The organism is Novosphingobium tardum, assembly GCF_042652045.1.
Taxonomy (GTDB): Bacteria; Pseudomonadota; Alphaproteobacteria; order Sphingomonadales; family Sphingomonadaceae; genus Novosphingobium; species Novosphingobium tardum.
In genome coordinates this window covers 1,226,972-1,243,841 of record NZ_JBHSDR010000003.1, presented here as the reverse complement: position 1 = coordinate 1,243,841, position 16,870 = coordinate 1,226,972, and the positions used below count along the sequence as shown (strand labels likewise).

The following is a 16,870-nucleotide window of genomic DNA, read 5'->3' as shown; positions in this document are numbered from 1 at the left end:
AGAACCAGGACTACATGGTGCGCCCGGCAGGACTCGAACCTGCAACTCCAAGCTTAGAAGGCTCGTGCTCTATCCAGTTGAACTACGGGCGCGCGGGAATGCGCATAAGCATGCTTTGCGGCCCGTGCAAATCGGGATAGCACGACGCGGGGCACGAGCGACGGGACGGGGCATGATGGACGCACAGGGACTGCGGCAGATCGAGGGCGATGCAGCGGCGCCGCGCAACTTCCGCTATTTCGACTACGTGATGACCGCGTTCGTCACGATCCTGCTACTCTCCAACCTCATCGGCGCGGGCAAGCGGGCGGTCGTCGACCTGCCGCTGATCGGACCGTGGCCGTTCGGGGCGGGCGTCTTGTTCTTCCCCGTATCCTACGTGATCGGCGATATCCTGACCGAGGTCTATGGCTATGCCCACGCGCGGCGCTGCATCTGGGCGGGATTCTTCGCGATCATCTTCATGGTGTTCATGGCGACCGTGGTCGTCGCGCTGCCGCCGGACGCGGGGTGGACGGGCCAAGCGGCTTACGAGTCCGTGTTCGGGCAGACCTGGCGGATCGCCGCGGCCTCGGTCGCCGCGTTCTGGGCCGGCGAGTTCGTCAATTCGTACGTGCTTGCGCGGATGAAGATCTGGACCGCGGGCAAGGCGCTGTGGACCCGCACCATCGGTTCCACCGTGTTCGGCCAGGCAGTCGATTCGGCGCTGTTCTATCCGCTCGCGTTTCTTGGCGCGGCCGGCTGGACGCCGGGCCAGGTGGCGACGGTCGCGGTGACCCAGTGGGTGATCAAGGTGACGTGGGAGGCCTTGCTGACCCCGGTGACCTATGCGGCGGTGGGGTTCCTCAAGCGGCGCGAGGGGGTCGACGTGTTCGACCGCGGCACCGACTTCTCGCCTTTCGCGAAAGCGGGTTCGGCCCCGTCGGGTTGAACGACGGGGCCTCCCGGCTGGAGGTCTTCCTCAATCGGCCAGGAGGCCGATCGCGAGGTAGATGATGATCAGTGAGCCGAGGCCGAGCAGCGTGCCCGCGACCCAGGCGATGCGGACCAGGGTGACGTCCCATCCGAACGTATCGGCGATGCCCGAGCACACGCCCATCAGCTTGCCGTTGGCCTTGTCGAGATGGAAGCCGCGGCGCCGGCCGACTTCGCGGACGGGCTGGTCTTCGAAGCGAAGGTCGTTCACGCCATCATCTCCGAAACGGGCACGCTGTACGGCGCGGGGGTGGAAACGGTGCCACTGATGAGCACGACCGACAGGGCGAGCGCGGCGGCGCCGGCGACGATCTGGTTGGCGAACGAACGGATGGCAGTCATGATAAAATTCCCTCAATGTTTGTTCCGGACGGCCTATCCGCCGGATGTCCCAAGCATTGCACGGGCCGTGCCAATTGCCCCTCAATCCCAGATTTCCGCCATTTCGCAATAACGCACGGTCGAGACGGGCGCGATGAACGCTGGGTTAATGCCACGGTTTGGTGAAATTCACCGATTTTTCGCTTTGGCCGTTTGTGGGGTTCTTTCCTGACCGGCCAACCTGTAACCCGGCACCCGTTCATGGCGCTCGACCGCATCCTCCTCGAGAACTTCCGCAACCATCCGGCCACGCTGCTCGAGGGCGCGAAGACGTTCAACCTGCTGGTCGGCGACAACGGCGCGGGCAAGACCAACGTGCTCGAAGCCATCTCGCTGCTCGCGCCCGGGCGCGGGTTGCGCCGGGCGGGACTGGGCGAGATGGTGCGCGAAGGCAGCGCCGGTTTCGCGGTGAGCGCCCGGCTCGGCGGGACCGACGCAGTGTCGCTTGGCACCGCCAGCGCGCCCGGCGGCACGCGGCGGCTGGTTCACGTCAACGGCGCGGAAAGCCCGGCGGCGCGCCTCGCCGAATGGTCGAGCCTGACCTGGCTGACTCCGGCGATGGACCGGTTGTTCGCGGACAGCGCGGGCGCGCGCCGCCGCTTTCTGGACCGCCTCGTCCTCGCGGTCGAACCGGGCCACGCCCGCCTCGCTGCCCGGTATGAGGCCGCATTGCGCGAGCGCAATCGCCTGCTTTCGGGCGAGGCCGAACCCGATCCCGCTTGGCTCGACGCGATCGAGGCGCAGCTTGCCGAGACCGGCGCCGCGGTCGCGGCCGCCCGCCGCCGGCTGGTCGATGCGCTCGATGCCGCGCTCAAGGCATTACCGGAGGCGCCGTTCGCCCGCCCCGCGCTGACCTATGCCGCGGCCCTGCCGAGCGAACCGGCGGCGATGGCGGCGGCGCTGGCCGAGGGCCGGCGGCGCGACCGGGCGGCGGGGCGCACCCTCGACGGCCCGCACCGCGACGATCTGGCGGTCGTGCTCGCAGCCAAGGGCCAGCCGGCGGGCGAATGCTCGACCGGAGAGCAGAAGGCGATGCTGATCGCCATCGTCCTTGCGCACGCCGGTTTGCTCGACCGCGCGCGCCCGCGCATCCTCCTGCTCGACGAGGTGGCGGCGCACCTCGATCCAACCCGGCGCGAAGCGCTGTTCGCGCGTCTGCGCGAGGGCGAGGGACAATACTGGCTGACCGGGACCGAACTCGGCCCGTTCGCCGCGATCCGCGACGAAGCGGCGGTGTGGCAGGTCAGCGAAGGCGCCGCCGAGCGGGTCTAGGCCGCCAGTTCCTTTGCCACCTTGTCGACCGTCGCGCCGACGATGAGGTCGATCCCAGGCGCGGTGGGATGGACGTGATCCGCCTGGATCAGGTCGGCGCGGCCAAGGACCGGCTGGAGAAAGAACGGGATCAGCGCAGCGCCGTATTGCTTCGCCAATGCCGGGTACATCGCGTTGAACTTCGCCGCGTAGTCCGGCCCAAGGTTAGGCGCGGCGAGCATCCCCGTCAGCAGCACCGGGATGTCGCGCCGCTTCAGTTCGGCCAGCATCGCCGCGAGATTGGCTTTCGCCTCCTCCGGCGGTAGCGCGCGCAGCATGTCGTTGCCACCGAAGCCCAGGATGACGAGGTCGGGCTTGCGTGGCTGGTTGTCGAGAATGAACCCGAGCCGCTGGCGACCCGCCGCGGTGGTATCGCCCGAGACCCCGGCGTTGACCAGCGTGGCATTGACCCCCTTGGCCCACAGCGCCTTCTCCAGCTTTACCGGATAAGCCTCGCCAGGCTTGAGCCCGTAGCCCGCATAGAGGCTGTCGCCGATCGCCACGACCAGCCGCTCGGGCCCGGCGGGTCGCTGGATCGCGGGCGCGCTCGCCTGGGCGGCGGCAGTGGGGGCGACGCCCGGCTCCGGTCCCCCGCACGAGGCCAGCGCGGCAAGCGCGAGGAACGCCGAAAGGCGCAGGCGGCGCGCGGCGCGAAGAGGCAAAGAAGGGGTGACGGGTTGCTCCATGCAACCAATCTATGCCATCGCGGCGCAGTGACAAGCTCCCCCGCGGCTTCGCCGGCCCCTCGCCCCCTTCCAGCCACGCCCGTCATCGAAGCCAGCGGCCTTGTCCTGCGCCTCGGCAGCGGCGGCTCGGCGGTCGAAGTCCTTCGCGGAATCGACCTTCGGGTGGCCGCCGGTGAAACCCTGGCGCTGCTTGGTCCCTCGGGCTCGGGCAAGAGCTCGCTCATGGCGGTGTTGAGCGGTCTGGAGCGGGCCACGGCGGGCGCACTTAAGGTTGCCGGGCAGGATTTCTCCGCGATGGACGAGGACGCGCTGGCGCTGGCGCGGCGGGCGCGGATCGGGATCGTGCTGCAGGCCTTCCACCTCTTGCCCACGATGACAGCGCGCGAAAACGTCGCCACCCCGCTCGAACTCGCCGGCGTGGCCGATGCCGAGGCCCGCAGCGCGAGCGAGCTCGAAGCCGTCGGGCTTGGCCACCGGCTCGATCATTATCCCGCGCAGCTTTCCGGCGGCGAGCAGCAGCGCGTCGCCATCGCCCGCGCAACGGTCACGCAGCCGGCGATCCTGTTCGCTGACGAGCCGACCGGAAACCTCGACACGGCGACGGGACACGCGATCATGGACCTGCTGTTCGACCGCGCCGCGCGCACCGGAGCGACGCTGATCGTGATCACGCATGACCCGGCGCTCGCCGCGCGGTGCGAGCGGACCATCACTCTTGCCGACGGTCAGATCGTGTCGGACACGCGCGGGGCCGTCGCCGCGCGATGACAGCGCCGGGCTGGGCCACCGCTTGGACGATCGCGCGCCGCGATCTGCGCGCGCGGTTCGCCGGGCTGCGCCTGCTGCTTGCCTGCCTGTTCCTGGGCACACTGGCGCTGGCCGCGATCGGGACTCTCACCGGCGCGATCACGAAGGAGCTGGCCAGTCGCGGACAGGTCCTGCTCGGCGGGGATATCGAAGTTGCCGTCTATGCGCGCGAGGCGGCGCCAGACGAGCTGGCCGCGATGCGCGCGCTGGGCACGGTTTCGGCCGGCCAGCGGTTGCAGGCCATGGCGGTGCCCGCGCGCGACGCGGGGCTGGCGGTGCCGGTCGAGCTCAAGTCGGTCGACGGGGCATGGCCGCTCTACGGCCAGTTGAAGCTTGCCGGGGGCCGGGTCGGACAGGCCCCGCGCGGCATGGCGGCATGGATCGCACCGGGCGTGGCCGACCGCCTCGGCATTGGCGTGGGCGACCGCTTCCGGGTGGGCGGGGCCGGCCTGACAGTCGCCGGGATCATCGCGGACGAGCCGGACCGGCTGGGCGAAGGCTTCACCTTGGGACCCGTCGTCATCGTCAGCCGCGAGGCGCTGGCGCGCAGCGGATTGGTGCAACCTGGGGCAATGGTCCGCGCCAAGTACCGTATCCGCTTGCCCGCCGGCGCCGATGCTTCGGCAGCGGCAGAGACGCTCAAGCGCGGCTTTCCCGACGCCGGGTGGGAGCTGCGCGACCGATCGAAGGCGACGCCGGGTCTGGATCGCTTCGTCAGCCGGATGGGACAATTCCTCGAGCTGGTGGCGCTGGCGGCGCTCGCCATCGCCGGGATCGGGATCGGCAACGGGGTGTCGTCCTACCTCGCCGCCCGCCGCGCCAGCATTGCCACCCTGAAGATCCTCGGCGCCACCAGCCGGGACATCGCCCGAATCTATGCGCTGGAGATCGGCGCTGCCGCGCTGCTGGCCATCGCCGCCGGGCTGGCGGCGGGAGTGGCGGTCACTCCGCTGATCGGGGCGGCGCTCGGAACGCTGCTGCCAGTTGCGCCGGGGCTGGTGTTCGATCCGGCCGCGCTCGCCGCCGCCGCTGCCTATGGCCTGCTCATCGCCGCCGTGTTCGCCGCCCCGCCGCTGCTGCGCGCCCGCTCGGTCCCGGCGATGGCGCTGATGCGCGCCCGGGTCAGCCCGCTGGCCGGGCAATGGCGCGCGCTGGCGCTGCCGGTGGGCGGCGGGCTCGCCGCCATCGCCGCGCTGGCGCTGGCCCGCGCGGCCCAGCCGCTTCTTGCCGCTGGTTTCCTCCTCGGCGCGGCGGTCCTGTTCGGCCTGATGGCGCTGCTCGGCTCGGGAGTGCGCGCGCTTGCGGCCCGACTGCCTCGCCCGCGCCGTCCGCTCTTGCGCCTGGCGCTTGCCAACCTGCACCGTCCCGGCGCGCAGACGGGCGCGCTGGTGACCGCGCTGGGCTTCGGGCTCGCCTCGTTCGTGCTCCTCGCCGGGGTCCAGACCAGCCTCGACGCCAACATCGCCCAGCGCGTTCCGCAGCGCGCGCCCGACTACTTCGTGCTCGACCTGCCGCCGGCCAGCGCGGCCGAATTCACCCGGATCGTGCGTGCCGCCGCCCCCGCCGCCCGGGTCCGCACCGTGCCTGCGCTTCGCGGCGCGATCCTGGCCTACGGTCCGCCCGACCGGATGATCCGCGTGGCCGACATGGCCAGCATTCCCGACGACGCCTGGCCGCTGCGCGGGGAGCGCGGGCTTACCTATTCAAGCGCGATCCCCGAAGGCAACGTGGTCACCGCGGGGAAGTGGTGGCCCGCTGGCTATGGCGGGCCGCCGCTGGTCTCGATCGACGAGAAGCTGGCCGAGGCGCTGAACCTCAAGCTGGGCGAGCGGCTGACGATCGGGCTTCTGGGAGTGGAGCGCAGCGCGACGATCGCCTCGTTCCGCCGGATCGACTGGGATTCGATGGGCTTCAACTACGTCCTTGTCTTCAGCCCCAATGCCATCGCCGACGCTCCGCACAATCTCGCCGCCACGATCAATCTCGATGGCCCCGCCGACAAGCGCGCGCTGCTCTCGGGCCTCGTCCGCGCGCTGCCTTCGAGTTCCGTGATCGAGGTCGGCCCGGTCGTCGGTCGGGCGCGCGACATCCTGTCGCAGATGGGCAGCGCGATCCTGACAGCCGCCAGCGTCGCGATTCTTGCCGGCCTCGCGGTCCTGGTCGGGGCGCTCGCCGCCGCCCGCGCCAGCCGGCTTTACGACAACGTGATCCTGCGCGTCCTCGGCGCCAGCCGCAGGCAGCTTCTTGGCCTCCAACTCGCCGAGTATGGCCTGCTTGCCGTCCTGCTCGGCGGGGTGGCGCTGGTGCTGGGCATCACCGGGGCGTGGCTGATCGTCGAGCGCTTGTTCGAATTCGACTGGTTGCCCGACTGGCCCCGGATCCTTGCCGTGCTGGGCGGGGGAATCGCGGTCGTCCTCGGCTTCGCTCTCGCGGGCTCGCTGCCCCTCCTGCGCGCCAGGCCCGCGCAGGCGTTGCGCGAGCTCTAGCCGGCGAGCGGCAGACCTGCGTGCGCGCAGAAACCTTGCCGCAACGCACAATAACGGCTAGGGGCGCGCAACTTGAGACGCGCCCGCTGTAGCGCCGTCGCCGACCCGCTCCAGATCACAGGTAGTTCCCAATGTCCGCCGCCCTGCGCAACATCGCCATCATCGCCCACGTCGACCACGGCAAGACCACGCTCGTCGACCAGCTCTTTCGCCAGTCCGGCACGTTCCGCGACAACCAGCGCGTGGAAGAGCGCGCGATGGACTCCAACGATCTCGAAAAAGAGCGCGGGATCACCATCCTGGCCAAGTGCACCAGCGTCGAGTGGGACGATCACCACGGCAACACCACGCACATAAACATCGTCGACACCCCGGGTCACGCCGACTTCGGCGGCGAGGTGGAGCGCATCCTGTCGATGGTCGATGGCGTGATCCTGCTGGTCGACAGCAGCGAAGGCGCGATGCCGCAGACCAAGTTCGTCACCGGCAAGGCGCTGGCTCTGGGCCTCAAGCCCATCGTCGTCGTCAACAAGATCGACCGCGCCGACGGCCGTGCGCAGGAGGTTCTGGACGAGGTTTTCGACCTGTTCGTCAGCCTTGACGCCAACGACGAGCAGCTCGACTTCCCCGTGCTCTACGCTTCGGGCCGCAACGGCTACGCAAGCGAAGACATGGATGCGCGCGAAGGCGACCTGACCCCGCTGTTCGCCAAAATCGTCGAGCATGTGCCGCCGCCGGCAGCCGACTTCGACGGCCCGTTCAAGTTCCTCGTCACCCTGCTCGACCGCGACAACTTCCTTGGCCGCATCCTGACCGGCAAGGTCCAGTCGGGCACGATCAAGGTCAACTCGCCGATCCACGCGCTCGACAACGATGGCAAGATCATCGAAACCGGTCGCGCATCCAAGATCATGGCTTTCCGCGGGCTAGAGCGTGTGCCGGTGGACGAGGCGCGCGCGGGCGACATCATCTCCATCGCCGGGCTGACGACCGCGACCGTGGCGAACACGATTGCCGATCCGACGGTTACCGAGCCGCTCCACGCCCAGCCGATCGACCCGCCGACGCTGTCGATGCGCTTCGCAGTAAACGACAGCCCCTTTGCCGGGCGCGAAGGCACCAAGGTCACCAGCCGGATGATCCGCGACCGCCTGCTGCGCGAAGCCGAATCGAACGTCGCCATCCGCGTGACCGAGAGCGCCGACCGCGACAGCTTCGACGTGGCCGGTCGCGGCGAACTGCAGCTCGGCGTCCTGATCGAGACAATGCGCCGCGAGGGCTTCGAGCTCGGCATCAGCCGTCCGCGCGTGCTGTTCGGCGAAGATGACGCGGGCAAGCGCACCGAGCCGTACGAAACCGTCGTGATCGACGTCGACGACGACTACGCCGGCACGGTCGTCGAGAAGATGGCGACCCGCAAGGGCGAGATGACCGACATGCGTCCCTCGGGCGGCGGCAAGACCCGCATCACGTTCTCGGCGCCGAGCCGGGGCCTGATCGGCTATCACGGCGAGTTCCTGTCCGACACCCGCGGCACCGGGATCATGAACCGGCTGTTCGAGAAGTATGGGCCCTACAAGGGTCCGATCGAGGGCCGCCCCAATGGTGTTCTCATCTCCAACGGCACCGGCGAGGCGGTGGGCTATGCCCTCAACATGTTGGAAGAACGTGGCACGCTGTTCGTGAGGCCGCAGGAAAAGGTCTATGAGGGCATGCTGATCGGCGAGAACGCCAAGCCCGACGATCTCGAAGTCAATCCGATGAAGTCGAAGCAGCTCACCAACTTCCGCTCGACCGGCAAGGATGACGCGATCCGCCTCACCCCGCCGCGGATCATGACCCTCGAACAGGCGATCGCCTACATCGACGATGACGAGATGGTCGAGGTCACGCCGAAGTCGATCCGCCTGCGCAAGGCCCTGCTCGACCCGCACGAGCGCAAGAAGGCCGGTCGCAAGAAGGAAGCCGCCTGAGGCTCTTGCAGGGACCACGGAACCCGCAAGGAAACCGTGGTCCCGCAAAAGGTTAACGGCGCGTTCAGCCGCCGGGGCGTTTTCTGGTGCGCAGAAGGGACCGCGACTCGTCGCGCGAGGCGCGACGGCCCGGCACCCCGGGAGACCGCACCATGACCACCATATTCCAGAAGACCGCCCTTGCCGCCGCGTTGCTCGCCGCCGGCACGATGGCCGCATCGCCGGCCGAGGCACGTGACCGCTACTATCGCCACCGCGGCGGCGACGATGCCGCCATCGCCATCGGTGCGGGCCTTGTCGGCCTTGCCATCGGCGCGGCGATCTCGTCGCACGGCGACCGCTACGACCGGGGGTACTACTACGACCAGTCGTACTACCCGCGCTACCGCGGCAGCTATTACAGCAGCTATCCGAGCTATAATTACTACAACAGCTACCCGGCCTATAACTACAGCTACCCCTACCGCGGGTACGAAGGGTACCGGACCTACGACAACTATCGCTATCGCGACCGCCGCTGGCGCCATCGCGGTTACTGACCGGGCAGCGTTCGTCGCCTGGAACGAAGAAGGGCGGCCCCCTCGCGGGGAGCCGCCCTTTTCATGTCCGAAGGCCTGACGCGGTCAGAACTTGTAGAGCAGGTTCACGCGAACCGAGTGATAGTTGAGCTGGTTGCCCGACGAGCGGAAGTTCGTCCCGCCGCCTTGGCGGATGAACGGGTTGGTTGCGGGCGCCGTGCCGGGGCCGACGGCGACGTAGTAGTCGTCGTTCTTGTAGCTGTTGTAGAGATACTCGATCCCCACGCCGACGCCGCTGGTGACTGCGAATTCCGCGCCGCCGCCCATCTGGTAGCCGAACTCCCCGTCGTTGGCGTTGACCTGGGTAAAGCTGTTGGCGGTGTTCGTGGTGCGGAAGCGGTTCTTGATCTTGGCGTACGAAGGTCCGCCCGTGACATAGAACAGGCCGCTGCCGTTGGGCGTGTAGCCGAACCGACCGCGAGCGGAGATCGAATAGTCGGCCTTGCGGATGAAGGTGTAGGAGGCCGGGGTCGTGCTGAACGCCGTGGTGGCGTCGCGAATATCGGTCTTGGCGCCTTCCAGCACCACGCCGGTGACGAAGTGATCGCCCATCTGCGCATCGTAACCGACCTTGACCGAATATTCGCGGCCGTTCTTGTCACCCCGGCAGCCCGAGGCGCGCGAGTTCGAAGTGGCGGCGCCGTTGCAGAAGCCCGGGCTGAAGGCGTTGGCGCCAGTGGTCGTGGTGACGGTGTCGGCGAAGTTGCCGTCACGGTTCACGTCGAACACGACCACGTTCTTGCGATCGTTGTTCTGCATGGCGGCGCCTGCCGAGACCGCGATGTAGGGTCCGTCGTAATTGGAGCGCTGATCGTCATGTGCGAACGCCGGCGACGGAATAACGACGGCGGCGGTGCTGCTGGCGATAGCCACGGCAGTAAGGCGGGTTAACGACATGGCATGTCCTTTGAAGAAGGGCGACGAAACAACTGTAATTCGCGAAGTGCAACCCGTCGGCGATGGAAGACGTTCCTTCCTGCCGGAAGGTCATCGGCCCATTCTTTTGCCGGTGTTGCATTGCAACAACATGTTGGTTTGTCAATGGACTGGCGCAATGCCCTCGCCATCGGCGCGGTCCGCCGCTATGCCGCGCGGCGATGGACCAGGCCCCCACAGACCTTGCCGATCTGCGCATCGCGCTGTTCAGCGGCAACTACAATTACGTGCGCGACGGGGCCAATCAGGCGCTTAACCGGCTGACCGGCTATCTCATGCGCCAGGGCGCGCAGGTGCGCATCTATTCGCCCAAGGTCGCCAATCCCGCTTTCCCGTCCACCGGCAAGCTGGTGGGCGTCCCCTCGTTCCGCCTGCCCGGCCGCGCCGAATACCGCTTCCCGATGGCGCTGACCCCGCGCGTGCGGCGCGACCTCAAGGAATTTGCTCCGCACATCGTCCATGTCTCGTCCCCGGATCTCGTCGGCCATCGTGCGGTAAGCTGGGCCGGGGCGCGGCGTCTTCCGGTGCTGGCGTCGGTGCACACGCGGTTCGAGACCTACCCGCGCTACTACAACATGGCTTTCATGGAGCCGGTGTTGCTTGCGATGCTGCGCCGCTTCTATCGCCGCTGCGACGCCCTTGTGGCGCCATCGGAATCGTTCGCGCAGGTGTTGCGCGAGCAGCGCATGAACTACGATATCGGACTGTGGACCCGCGGCGTGGATCACGCGCGGTTCAATCCCGGTCGACGGGATCTCGCCTGGCGCCGTTCGCTGGGCATTGCCGACGAAACCCCGGTCATCGGTTTCCTCGGCAGGCTGGTGATGGAAAAGGGGCTCGACGTGTTCTCGGACACGATCGACGAGCTGCAACGGCGGGGCGTGGCCCACCGCGTGATGGTGGTGGGCGAAGGCCCGGCGCGCGAATGGTTCGAGGCGCGTCTGCCCGATGCGGTCTTCACCGGATTCCAGGGCGGCGACGATCTCGCGCGCGCTGTCGCGGGAATGGACGTGTTCTTCAACCCTTCGGTGACCGAGGCTTTCGGTAACGTGACGCTCGAGGCGATGGCCTGCGGGGTTCCCGTGGTCGCAGCGGCGGCAACCGGGAGCCAGAGTCTGGTCGACGACCGGGTGTCGGGCCGGCTGGTCACGCCCGGCGCCGTCCACGGCTTCGCCGAGGCGCTGCGCCGCTACCTCGAAGACCCCGAACTGCGCGAACGCCACGGCGGTGCAGGTGCCCGCCGGGCGCTGGATTACGACTGGGACCAGATCAACAAGGTCGTTGCCGACACTTACCTGCGACTGGTCCGCCGCCGCGCGAAGCAGGCCTAGCGCAGGACCCCGGCGTCGCGCATCTTCATCGAATACCACAGGAAGAACAGCAGCGACGCCCAGATCACGAGCTGCATGGCGATCATCGCCCCGCCGCGCATCGATTCAGGCGTGCCGCCGACCCACTGGTAGAGCGTGGACACCGCCAATCCCACGAGCGAGGCGGCAAAGGCGGTGACCGCCCGGCGCGAGCGCAGCAGGAGCAGGACCGAACCGGCCAAGGCGCCCCAGACGCCCAGCGCCCAAAACCCGACCATGACGCCCGGGTAGCTTTCGATGTAGGCGAGTTGCTCGGCGTTGAGCTGGGCCATGTACGCGGCGTTGCGCGTCTCGGTCATCACGTAGTCGTAGACGCCGAAGCTGTTCCACAGCAGGCTGACGATCGCGACCGCCCAGAAGTGCCAGGGCGTTTCGCCGGTGGCGGCATCGTCCGCGGCAAGGTCATTGGAGACAGTGTCTTGCATGTTCCCCTCCGTTTCGACCCGGATGGGCCATGCTATCACGGGCGCGGCAACGGACAAAATCCGTTAATCCGCTCCCGTGACACGCCCCTTGCGAGGCGTCTGCGATGATCAGATGCGCTCTATCTTGCGCGCGGCCTCGTCGATGATGTCGACGATCGCGTGGATCGTCTCGCGGTCGACCTCGCCGCGCGCCATCCGGCCCCGGAACGCCCCGAAAAGGTTCTTCAGCGCGCGCCCGATGGCGGGATCGCGGCGTTCCTCGGCGTCCTCGCCCAGCGCCTTCAGTCGGGCTAGCAGCGCCTCGGCTTCGTCCTTGCGCTCGTCCAGCTCGGCGCGGCCGGCTTGCGAAACCGCATAGGCGCGGCGGGTGCCGCCATCGTCAATCTGATCGACCGCGCCCTCGTCCTGCAGCAGGCTGAGGGTGGGATAGACCACGCCGGGGCTCGGGGCATAGTTGCCGCCGGTAAGTTCTTCGATCGCCTTGATCAGTTCGTAACCGTGGCGGCTCTGCTCGGCGATGAGTGCCAGCAGGACGAGACGCAGCTCGCCGCCGGCGAACATCCGCCCACCCGGACCGCCCCGGCGGTGGCGCCGCCCCGGCCCTTCGCCGAAAGCCCTGCTGAAGGCCTCGCCGATCTCGCCCCAGTCGCCGCCGAACCCGGCAGCGCCACGGCCGCGAGAGCCGAACTTCATCGCGAAGGCCATCGGCCCCATCCCGTGCCGTTCTGATGATCCACAACCGCGCGGGCCGTGCTTGTAATGTCCATGCATGCGCATTGCGCTAACTCCTATTGATGCATTTACGATAGCGCTAAGATATATCTTTCGAATAGCTTTGCAATAGGCCATGCAAATTTCTCGGCGCGCCCTATCTTGGGCCACGATGGCCGACCTGTTTGCCGACGAACCTCTTCCGCTTGAAGCGGCCGCCCCGCCCCCGCCGGCCGACGATGCCCCGCTCGCCGACCGCCTGCGGCCCAGGTCGCTGGATGAGGTCATCGGCCAGGAGCACCTGACCGGGCCCGAGGGCGCGATCGGGCGCATGGTTGCCGCGGGAAAGCTTTCGTCGATGATCCTGTGGGGCCCGCCCGGCACCGGCAAGACCAGCATCGCGCGCCTGCTCGCCGATGCGGTGGGCCTGCGCTTCGTTTCGATCAGCGCCGTATTCTCGGGCGTGGCGGACCTGAAGAAAGCGTTTGCCGAGGCCGATGCCCTGGCGGTAAGCGGACGCCGCACGCTCCTGTTCGTCGACGAGACTCATCGCTTCAACCGCGCCCAGCAGGACGGTTTCCTCCCCTTCGTCGAACGCGGGACCGTCACCCTCGTCGGCGCGACGACCGAGAACCCCAGCTTCGCGCTCAACGCCGCGCTGCTCAGCCGGGCGCAGGTCCTGATCCTCCACCGGCTCGATGCACGCGCGCTCGGCGCCCTGCTCGACCGGGCCGAGGCGCTTGTCGGGCGGCCGCTGCCGATTACCGCCGATGCGCGCGAAGCGCTGATCGCTTCGGCCGACGGTGACGGCAGGTTCCTGCTCAACCAGGCCGAAACGCTGTTCGACGTCGCCTTCGACGCCCCGCTGGACCCTACGGCGCTGGGCGCCTTTCTCCAGCGCCGGGTGGCCGTCTACGACAAGGATCGCGACGGGCACTACAACCTGATTTCCGCGCTCCATAAGGCGTTGCGGGGATCGGACCCGCAGGCCAGCCTCTATTACCTCGCCCGGATGCTGACGGCCGGAGAAGAGCCGCTCTACGTGCTGCGCCGGCTGACCCGCTTCGCTTCAGAGGACATCGGTCTTGCCGATCCGGAGGCGCTGGTGCAGTGCCTTGCCGCCAAGGACGCTTACCAGTTCCTCGGCAGTCCCGAGGGCGAGCTGGCGATCGTCCAGGCGTGCCTCTACTGCGCGACCGCGCCTAAATCGAATGCCGCCTACACCGCGCAAAAGGCCGCCTGGAAGAGTGCGCGCGAGACGGGCAGCCTTGCCCCACCGGCGCACATCCTCAACGCCCCGACCAAGCTGATGAAGGATATCGGCTATGGCGAAGGCTATGCCTACGACCACTCCACCGACGAGGGGTTCTCGGGCGCCGACTACTGGCCCGAGGCGATGGAGCCGCAGACCTATTACCAGCCCGTCGCGCGCGGCTTCGAACGCAAGGTGATCGAGCGGCTGGAATACTGGGACAAGCTGCGCCGCCAGCGTGACTGACGCCATGCCGCGTTTTGCCAATTTCGCCGCGATCGACTGGTCCGGTGCCGCGGGGGAGCGACATCGCGGGATCGCGGTCGCGCTGTGGCGACATGGAGCCGACGCCCCGGCCCTGGTGCGTGCCGGTCACCGCTGGTCGCGCGAAGAGGTGTTGGACTGGCTGCTTGGCGAAATGCCGGCGGACACGCTCGTCGGCCTCGATCTGGGCATCTCGCTTCCTTTTGCCGATCGGGGCGCCTTCCTGCCCGGTTGGGCCGAAAGCCCCGCCGATGCTCGCGCGCTGTGGGCATTGCTCGACGCGATCTGCGCCGACGATCCGCACCTCGGTGCGAACAGCTTTGTCGACCATGACGACGCGGCGCTGCATTTTCGCCGGCATGGCGGGCGTGAGGGTTCAGCGTTCGGGGGCGGACGCGGGCGCTTCCGCGTGACCGAGCTTGCCCAGCAGGCCCAGGGGTGCCGTCCTACCAGCAATTTCAACCTTGTCGGGGCAAGCCAGGTCGGCAAGTCCAGCCTTACCGGCATGCGCCTTCTTCACCGGCTGGACGGCCGCCTGCCGGTGTGGCCGATCGACCCGCTCCCTGATCGCGGTTCGGTCCTCGTCGAGATCTACACGACGATCGCCGCGATGGTTGCGGGGCGATCTGCAGGACGTTCGAAAATTCGCGACGTGGGCGAGCTTAACGTGGCCCTGGCCGCGCTCGGCAGCGGACCCGTGGCGGGGTCCGGCCCGATCGACGACCATCGCAGCGATGCGCTCGTGACCGCCGCGTGGCTGCGCGGCGCTTCCGCCCAGCGCGCGTTGTGGCAACCTGCCGGGCTCGACGAAGTGCGAACGACCGAGGGCTGGACGTTCGGCGTCGCCTGACGCAATAGAGCGTCATTGTCATGGGGCCGGCTTAGCTCAGTTGGTAGAGCACCTGATTTGTAATCAGGGGGTCGCGGGTTCGATTCCTGCAGCCGGCACCAGACACAGGGAAAGATTTGAGGGTCGCTCCGATGAAAACCACTTGGCTTCTTGGCCCGCTCTGCGCCGTCCTTGCGGGCTGCGCGACGACTGCTTCCGTCCCCGAGGCGCCGCCGGTCGCGGCCGCCCCCGCGCCAGCCGGGTGGGACGCCTTCGCCGCCGCCACGATCGACCGCTGGCTGGCGATCGATCCAGCCGCCGCTGTCTATCAGGGCGCGCACCAGTATGACGGCAGGCTGGCGGACTGGAGCGAGGCAGGCCTGAAGGCGCGGGGGGATTTCCTCCGCTCGGTCATCGCCGGCGCGCAGGCCTACACCGCGCTTCCCGCCAGCCAGGCGTTCGAGCGCGACTACATGATCCAGGTCGCCAAGGGGCAGCTTTTCTGGCTGGAAGACGCCGATCAGCCGCACACGAACCCCGCCTGGTATGTCGGCGGCGGGCTCGACCCCAATGTCTACATCAGCCGCGAATATGCCGACAAGCCGACCCGCATGAAGGCCATGATCGCGTTCTTCGAGCAGGTGCCCCAAGCCGCCGCGAACATTCGCCGGAACTTGCGCACGCCGATGCCGGCAAGCTTCATCAAGTACGGCATTTCCGCGTTCGGCGGTTTTGCGGATTACTACACCGGCGATGCGCGCGCTGCCTTCGCCGATGTGAAGGACCCCGCGCTCCAGGCCCGCTTTACCGCTTCTTCGGCTGCCGCTGCGCAGGCGATGACTGGGCTCAAGACCTGGCTCGAAAGCCAGAAGGCAACCCAGACCCAGGACTTCGCGCTGGGCGCCGAACGCTTTTCGCGAATGCTTTCGGCGACCGAGGCAGTCGATGTGCCGCTGGCCGAACTGACCGCCGTCGGCAAGGCCGACCTTGCCCGAAATCGCGCCGCGCTCGACGCCGCCTGCGCCACCTTCGCGCCCGGCAAGTCCATTCCCGACTGCGTCGAGAAGATGAACGATCGCAAGCCGAAGGACGGCGACGTTGCCGAGGCGCGCCGCCAGATCCCAGAACTGACCGCGTTCGTACGCAGCCAGGGCCTCGTCACCATTCCGGGGACCGAGCAGGCGCTGGTTCGCGAAAGTCCCCCCTACAACCGCCAGAACGGCGCCTACATCGATCCACCGGGGCCGTACGAAAAGGGCATCCCGTCGATCTACTACATCTCGCCGCCCGATCCGGCGTGGTCGAAGGAAAAGCAGCACGACTATCTCTCGGGCGAATCCGACCTGCTGTTCACCAGCGTCCACGAGGTGATGCCGGGACACTTCCTCCAGTTCCTCCACGCCAACCGCTCGCCCTCGATGTTCGGCCGGCTGTTCGTCGGCTACGCCTATGCCGAGGGCTGGGCGCACTATGCCGAGGAAATGATGTACGAGGCCGGGCTGCGCGGCGGCGATGCCGAAACGCACATCGGCCAGCTTTCCAACGCGCTCCTTCGCGACTGCCGCTTTCTTTCGGCAATCGGGATGCACAGCGGCACGATGACCCAGGCGCAGTCGGAACAGCTGTTCAGGCAGCAGTGCTACCAGAACGAAGGCACCGCCGATCAGCAGGCGGCGCGAGGGACCTATGACCCGGCCTACCTCAACTACACGCTGGGCAAGCTGATGATCCGCAAGCTCCGCGCCGATTGGACCGCGACGCGCGGCGGGCGAGCGGCGTGGAAGGACTTCCACGACCAGTTCCTGAGCTACGGCGGCCCGCCGATCCCGCTCGTTCGCCGGGCGATGATGGGCGAGCCGTCAGCCCGCGCGGTCTTCTAGAAAGCG

16 protein-coding genes and 2 tRNA genes are annotated in these 16,870 nt (G+C 68.0%); 11 read left to right on the top strand and 7 right to left on the bottom strand.

Annotated features, from left to right (window positions below; genetic code table 11):
- Positions 1–15: 15 nt before the first annotated feature.
- Positions 16–92: transfer RNA gene (locus ACFO0A_RS06195), tRNA-Arg, on the bottom strand.
- 80 nt (positions 93–172) lie between these two features.
- Here ACFO0A_RS06195 and ACFO0A_RS06190 point away from each other — a divergent pair.
- On the top strand, positions 173–931 hold the full coding sequence (locus ACFO0A_RS06190; protein WP_379538092.1) for a queuosine precursor transporter: 759 nt from the start codon (positions 173–175) through the stop codon (positions 929–931).
- Positions 932–961: 30 nt separating this feature from the next.
- On the opposite strand, the gene ACFO0A_RS06185 is transcribed toward ACFO0A_RS06190, so the two are convergent.
- A complete protein-coding gene (locus ACFO0A_RS06185) occupies positions 962–1,186 on the bottom strand; it encodes a PspC domain-containing protein (protein WP_379538091.1) in 225 nt (74 codons plus the stop codon).
- Positions 1,183–1,317, bottom strand: a complete 135-nt coding sequence (locus ACFO0A_RS06180) for a hypothetical protein (RefSeq protein WP_379538090.1) — start codon at positions 1,315–1,317, stop codon at positions 1,183–1,185. The genes ACFO0A_RS06185 and ACFO0A_RS06180 overlap by 4 nt, the downstream gene beginning before the upstream one ends.
- Before the next feature lie 240 nt (positions 1,318–1,557).
- On the opposite strand from ACFO0A_RS06180, the gene recF reads away from it, so the two are divergent.
- Positions 1,558–2,628 (top strand): DNA replication/repair protein RecF, encoded by a 1,071-nt coding sequence (gene recF, locus ACFO0A_RS06175; protein WP_379538089.1) that lies wholly within the window; start codon positions 1,558–1,560, stop codon positions 2,626–2,628.
- On the opposite strand, the gene ACFO0A_RS06170 is transcribed toward recF, so the two are convergent.
- On the bottom strand, positions 2,625–3,353 hold the full coding sequence (locus ACFO0A_RS06170; protein ID WP_379538088.1) for an arylesterase: 729 nt from the start codon (positions 3,351–3,353) through the stop codon (positions 2,625–2,627). The two genes, recF and ACFO0A_RS06170, sit on opposite strands and share 4 nt — an antisense overlap.
- Positions 3,354–3,380: 27 nt before the next feature.
- Between ACFO0A_RS06170 and ACFO0A_RS06165 the strand changes: the two genes are divergently transcribed.
- From ACFO0A_RS06165 to ACFO0A_RS06150, 4 genes are all read left to right on the top strand, one after another.
- Positions 3,381–4,121, top strand: coding sequence for an ABC transporter ATP-binding protein (locus tag ACFO0A_RS06165; RefSeq protein WP_379538087.1), 741 nt, complete (start codon positions 3,381–3,383; stop codon positions 4,119–4,121).
- Complete coding sequence (locus ACFO0A_RS06160; protein WP_379538086.1) at positions 4,118–6,646, top strand: ABC transporter permease; 2,529 nt, start codon at positions 4,118–4,120, stop codon at positions 6,644–6,646. The genes ACFO0A_RS06165 and ACFO0A_RS06160 overlap by 4 nt, the downstream gene beginning before the upstream one ends.
- Before the next feature lie 131 nt (positions 6,647–6,777).
- Positions 6,778–8,619 carry a translational GTPase TypA gene (gene typA / locus ACFO0A_RS06155; RefSeq protein WP_379538085.1) on the top strand — a complete coding sequence of 614 codons (1,842 nt, stop codon included), beginning with the start codon at positions 6,778–6,780 and terminating at the stop codon, positions 8,617–8,619.
- 152 nt (positions 8,620–8,771) lie between these two features.
- Positions 8,772–9,158 (top strand): hypothetical protein, encoded by a 387-nt coding sequence (locus ACFO0A_RS06150; protein WP_379538084.1) that lies wholly within the window; start codon positions 8,772–8,774, stop codon positions 9,156–9,158.
- Between the two features lie 84 nt (positions 9,159–9,242).
- Here the strand turns inward: ACFO0A_RS06150 and ACFO0A_RS06145 are convergent, their stop codons facing one another.
- Entirely contained in the window at positions 9,243–10,094 is an 852-nt protein-coding gene (locus tag ACFO0A_RS06145) for an outer membrane protein (RefSeq protein ID WP_379538083.1), read from the bottom strand.
- Positions 10,095–10,294: 200 nt separating this feature from the next.
- Between ACFO0A_RS06145 and ACFO0A_RS06140 the strand changes: the two genes are divergently transcribed.
- A complete protein-coding gene (locus tag ACFO0A_RS06140) occupies positions 10,295–11,464 on the top strand; it encodes a glycosyltransferase family 4 protein (protein WP_379538082.1) in 1,170 nt (389 codons plus the stop codon).
- Here the strand turns inward: ACFO0A_RS06140 and ACFO0A_RS06135 are convergent.
- Together ACFO0A_RS06135 and ACFO0A_RS06130 are read right to left on the bottom strand one after the other, a co-directional pair.
- The gene (locus ACFO0A_RS06135) at positions 11,461–11,928 is read right to left on the bottom strand and encodes a hypothetical protein (protein WP_379538081.1); all 468 of its coding nucleotides are present in this window, start codon (positions 11,926–11,928) and stop codon (positions 11,461–11,463) included. The two genes, ACFO0A_RS06140 and ACFO0A_RS06135, sit on opposite strands and share 4 nt — an antisense overlap.
- A 108-nt stretch (positions 11,929–12,036) precedes the next feature.
- Entirely contained in the window at positions 12,037–12,705 is a 669-nt protein-coding gene (locus tag ACFO0A_RS06130) for a PadR family transcriptional regulator (protein ID WP_379538080.1), read from the bottom strand.
- Between the two features lie 106 nt (positions 12,706–12,811).
- Here ACFO0A_RS06130 and ACFO0A_RS06125 point away from each other — a divergent pair, with 106 nt between their 5' ends.
- The 4 genes from ACFO0A_RS06125 to ACFO0A_RS06110 all read left to right on the top strand — a co-directional run bounded on the left by ACFO0A_RS06125 (position 12,812) and on the right by ACFO0A_RS06110 (position 16,864).
- Complete coding sequence (locus ACFO0A_RS06125) at positions 12,812–14,137, top strand: replication-associated recombination protein A (RefSeq protein ID WP_379538079.1); 1,326 nt, start codon at positions 12,812–12,814, stop codon at positions 14,135–14,137.
- Between the two features lie 4 nt (positions 14,138–14,141).
- Positions 14,142–15,005: a hypothetical protein gene (locus ACFO0A_RS06120; RefSeq protein WP_379538173.1), complete on the top strand. Its 864-nt coding sequence runs from the start codon at positions 14,142–14,144 to the stop codon at positions 15,003–15,005.
- A 25-nt stretch (positions 15,006–15,030) separates the two neighbouring features.
- Positions 15,031–15,106 (top strand) — tRNA-Thr (locus ACFO0A_RS06115).
- Positions 15,107–15,136: 30 nt separating this feature from the next.
- The gene (locus tag ACFO0A_RS06110) at positions 15,137–16,864 is read left to right on the top strand and encodes a DUF885 domain-containing protein (protein WP_379538078.1); all 1,728 of its coding nucleotides are present in this window, start codon (positions 15,137–15,139) and stop codon (positions 16,862–16,864) included.
- Positions 16,865–16,870: the final 6 nt, after the last annotated feature.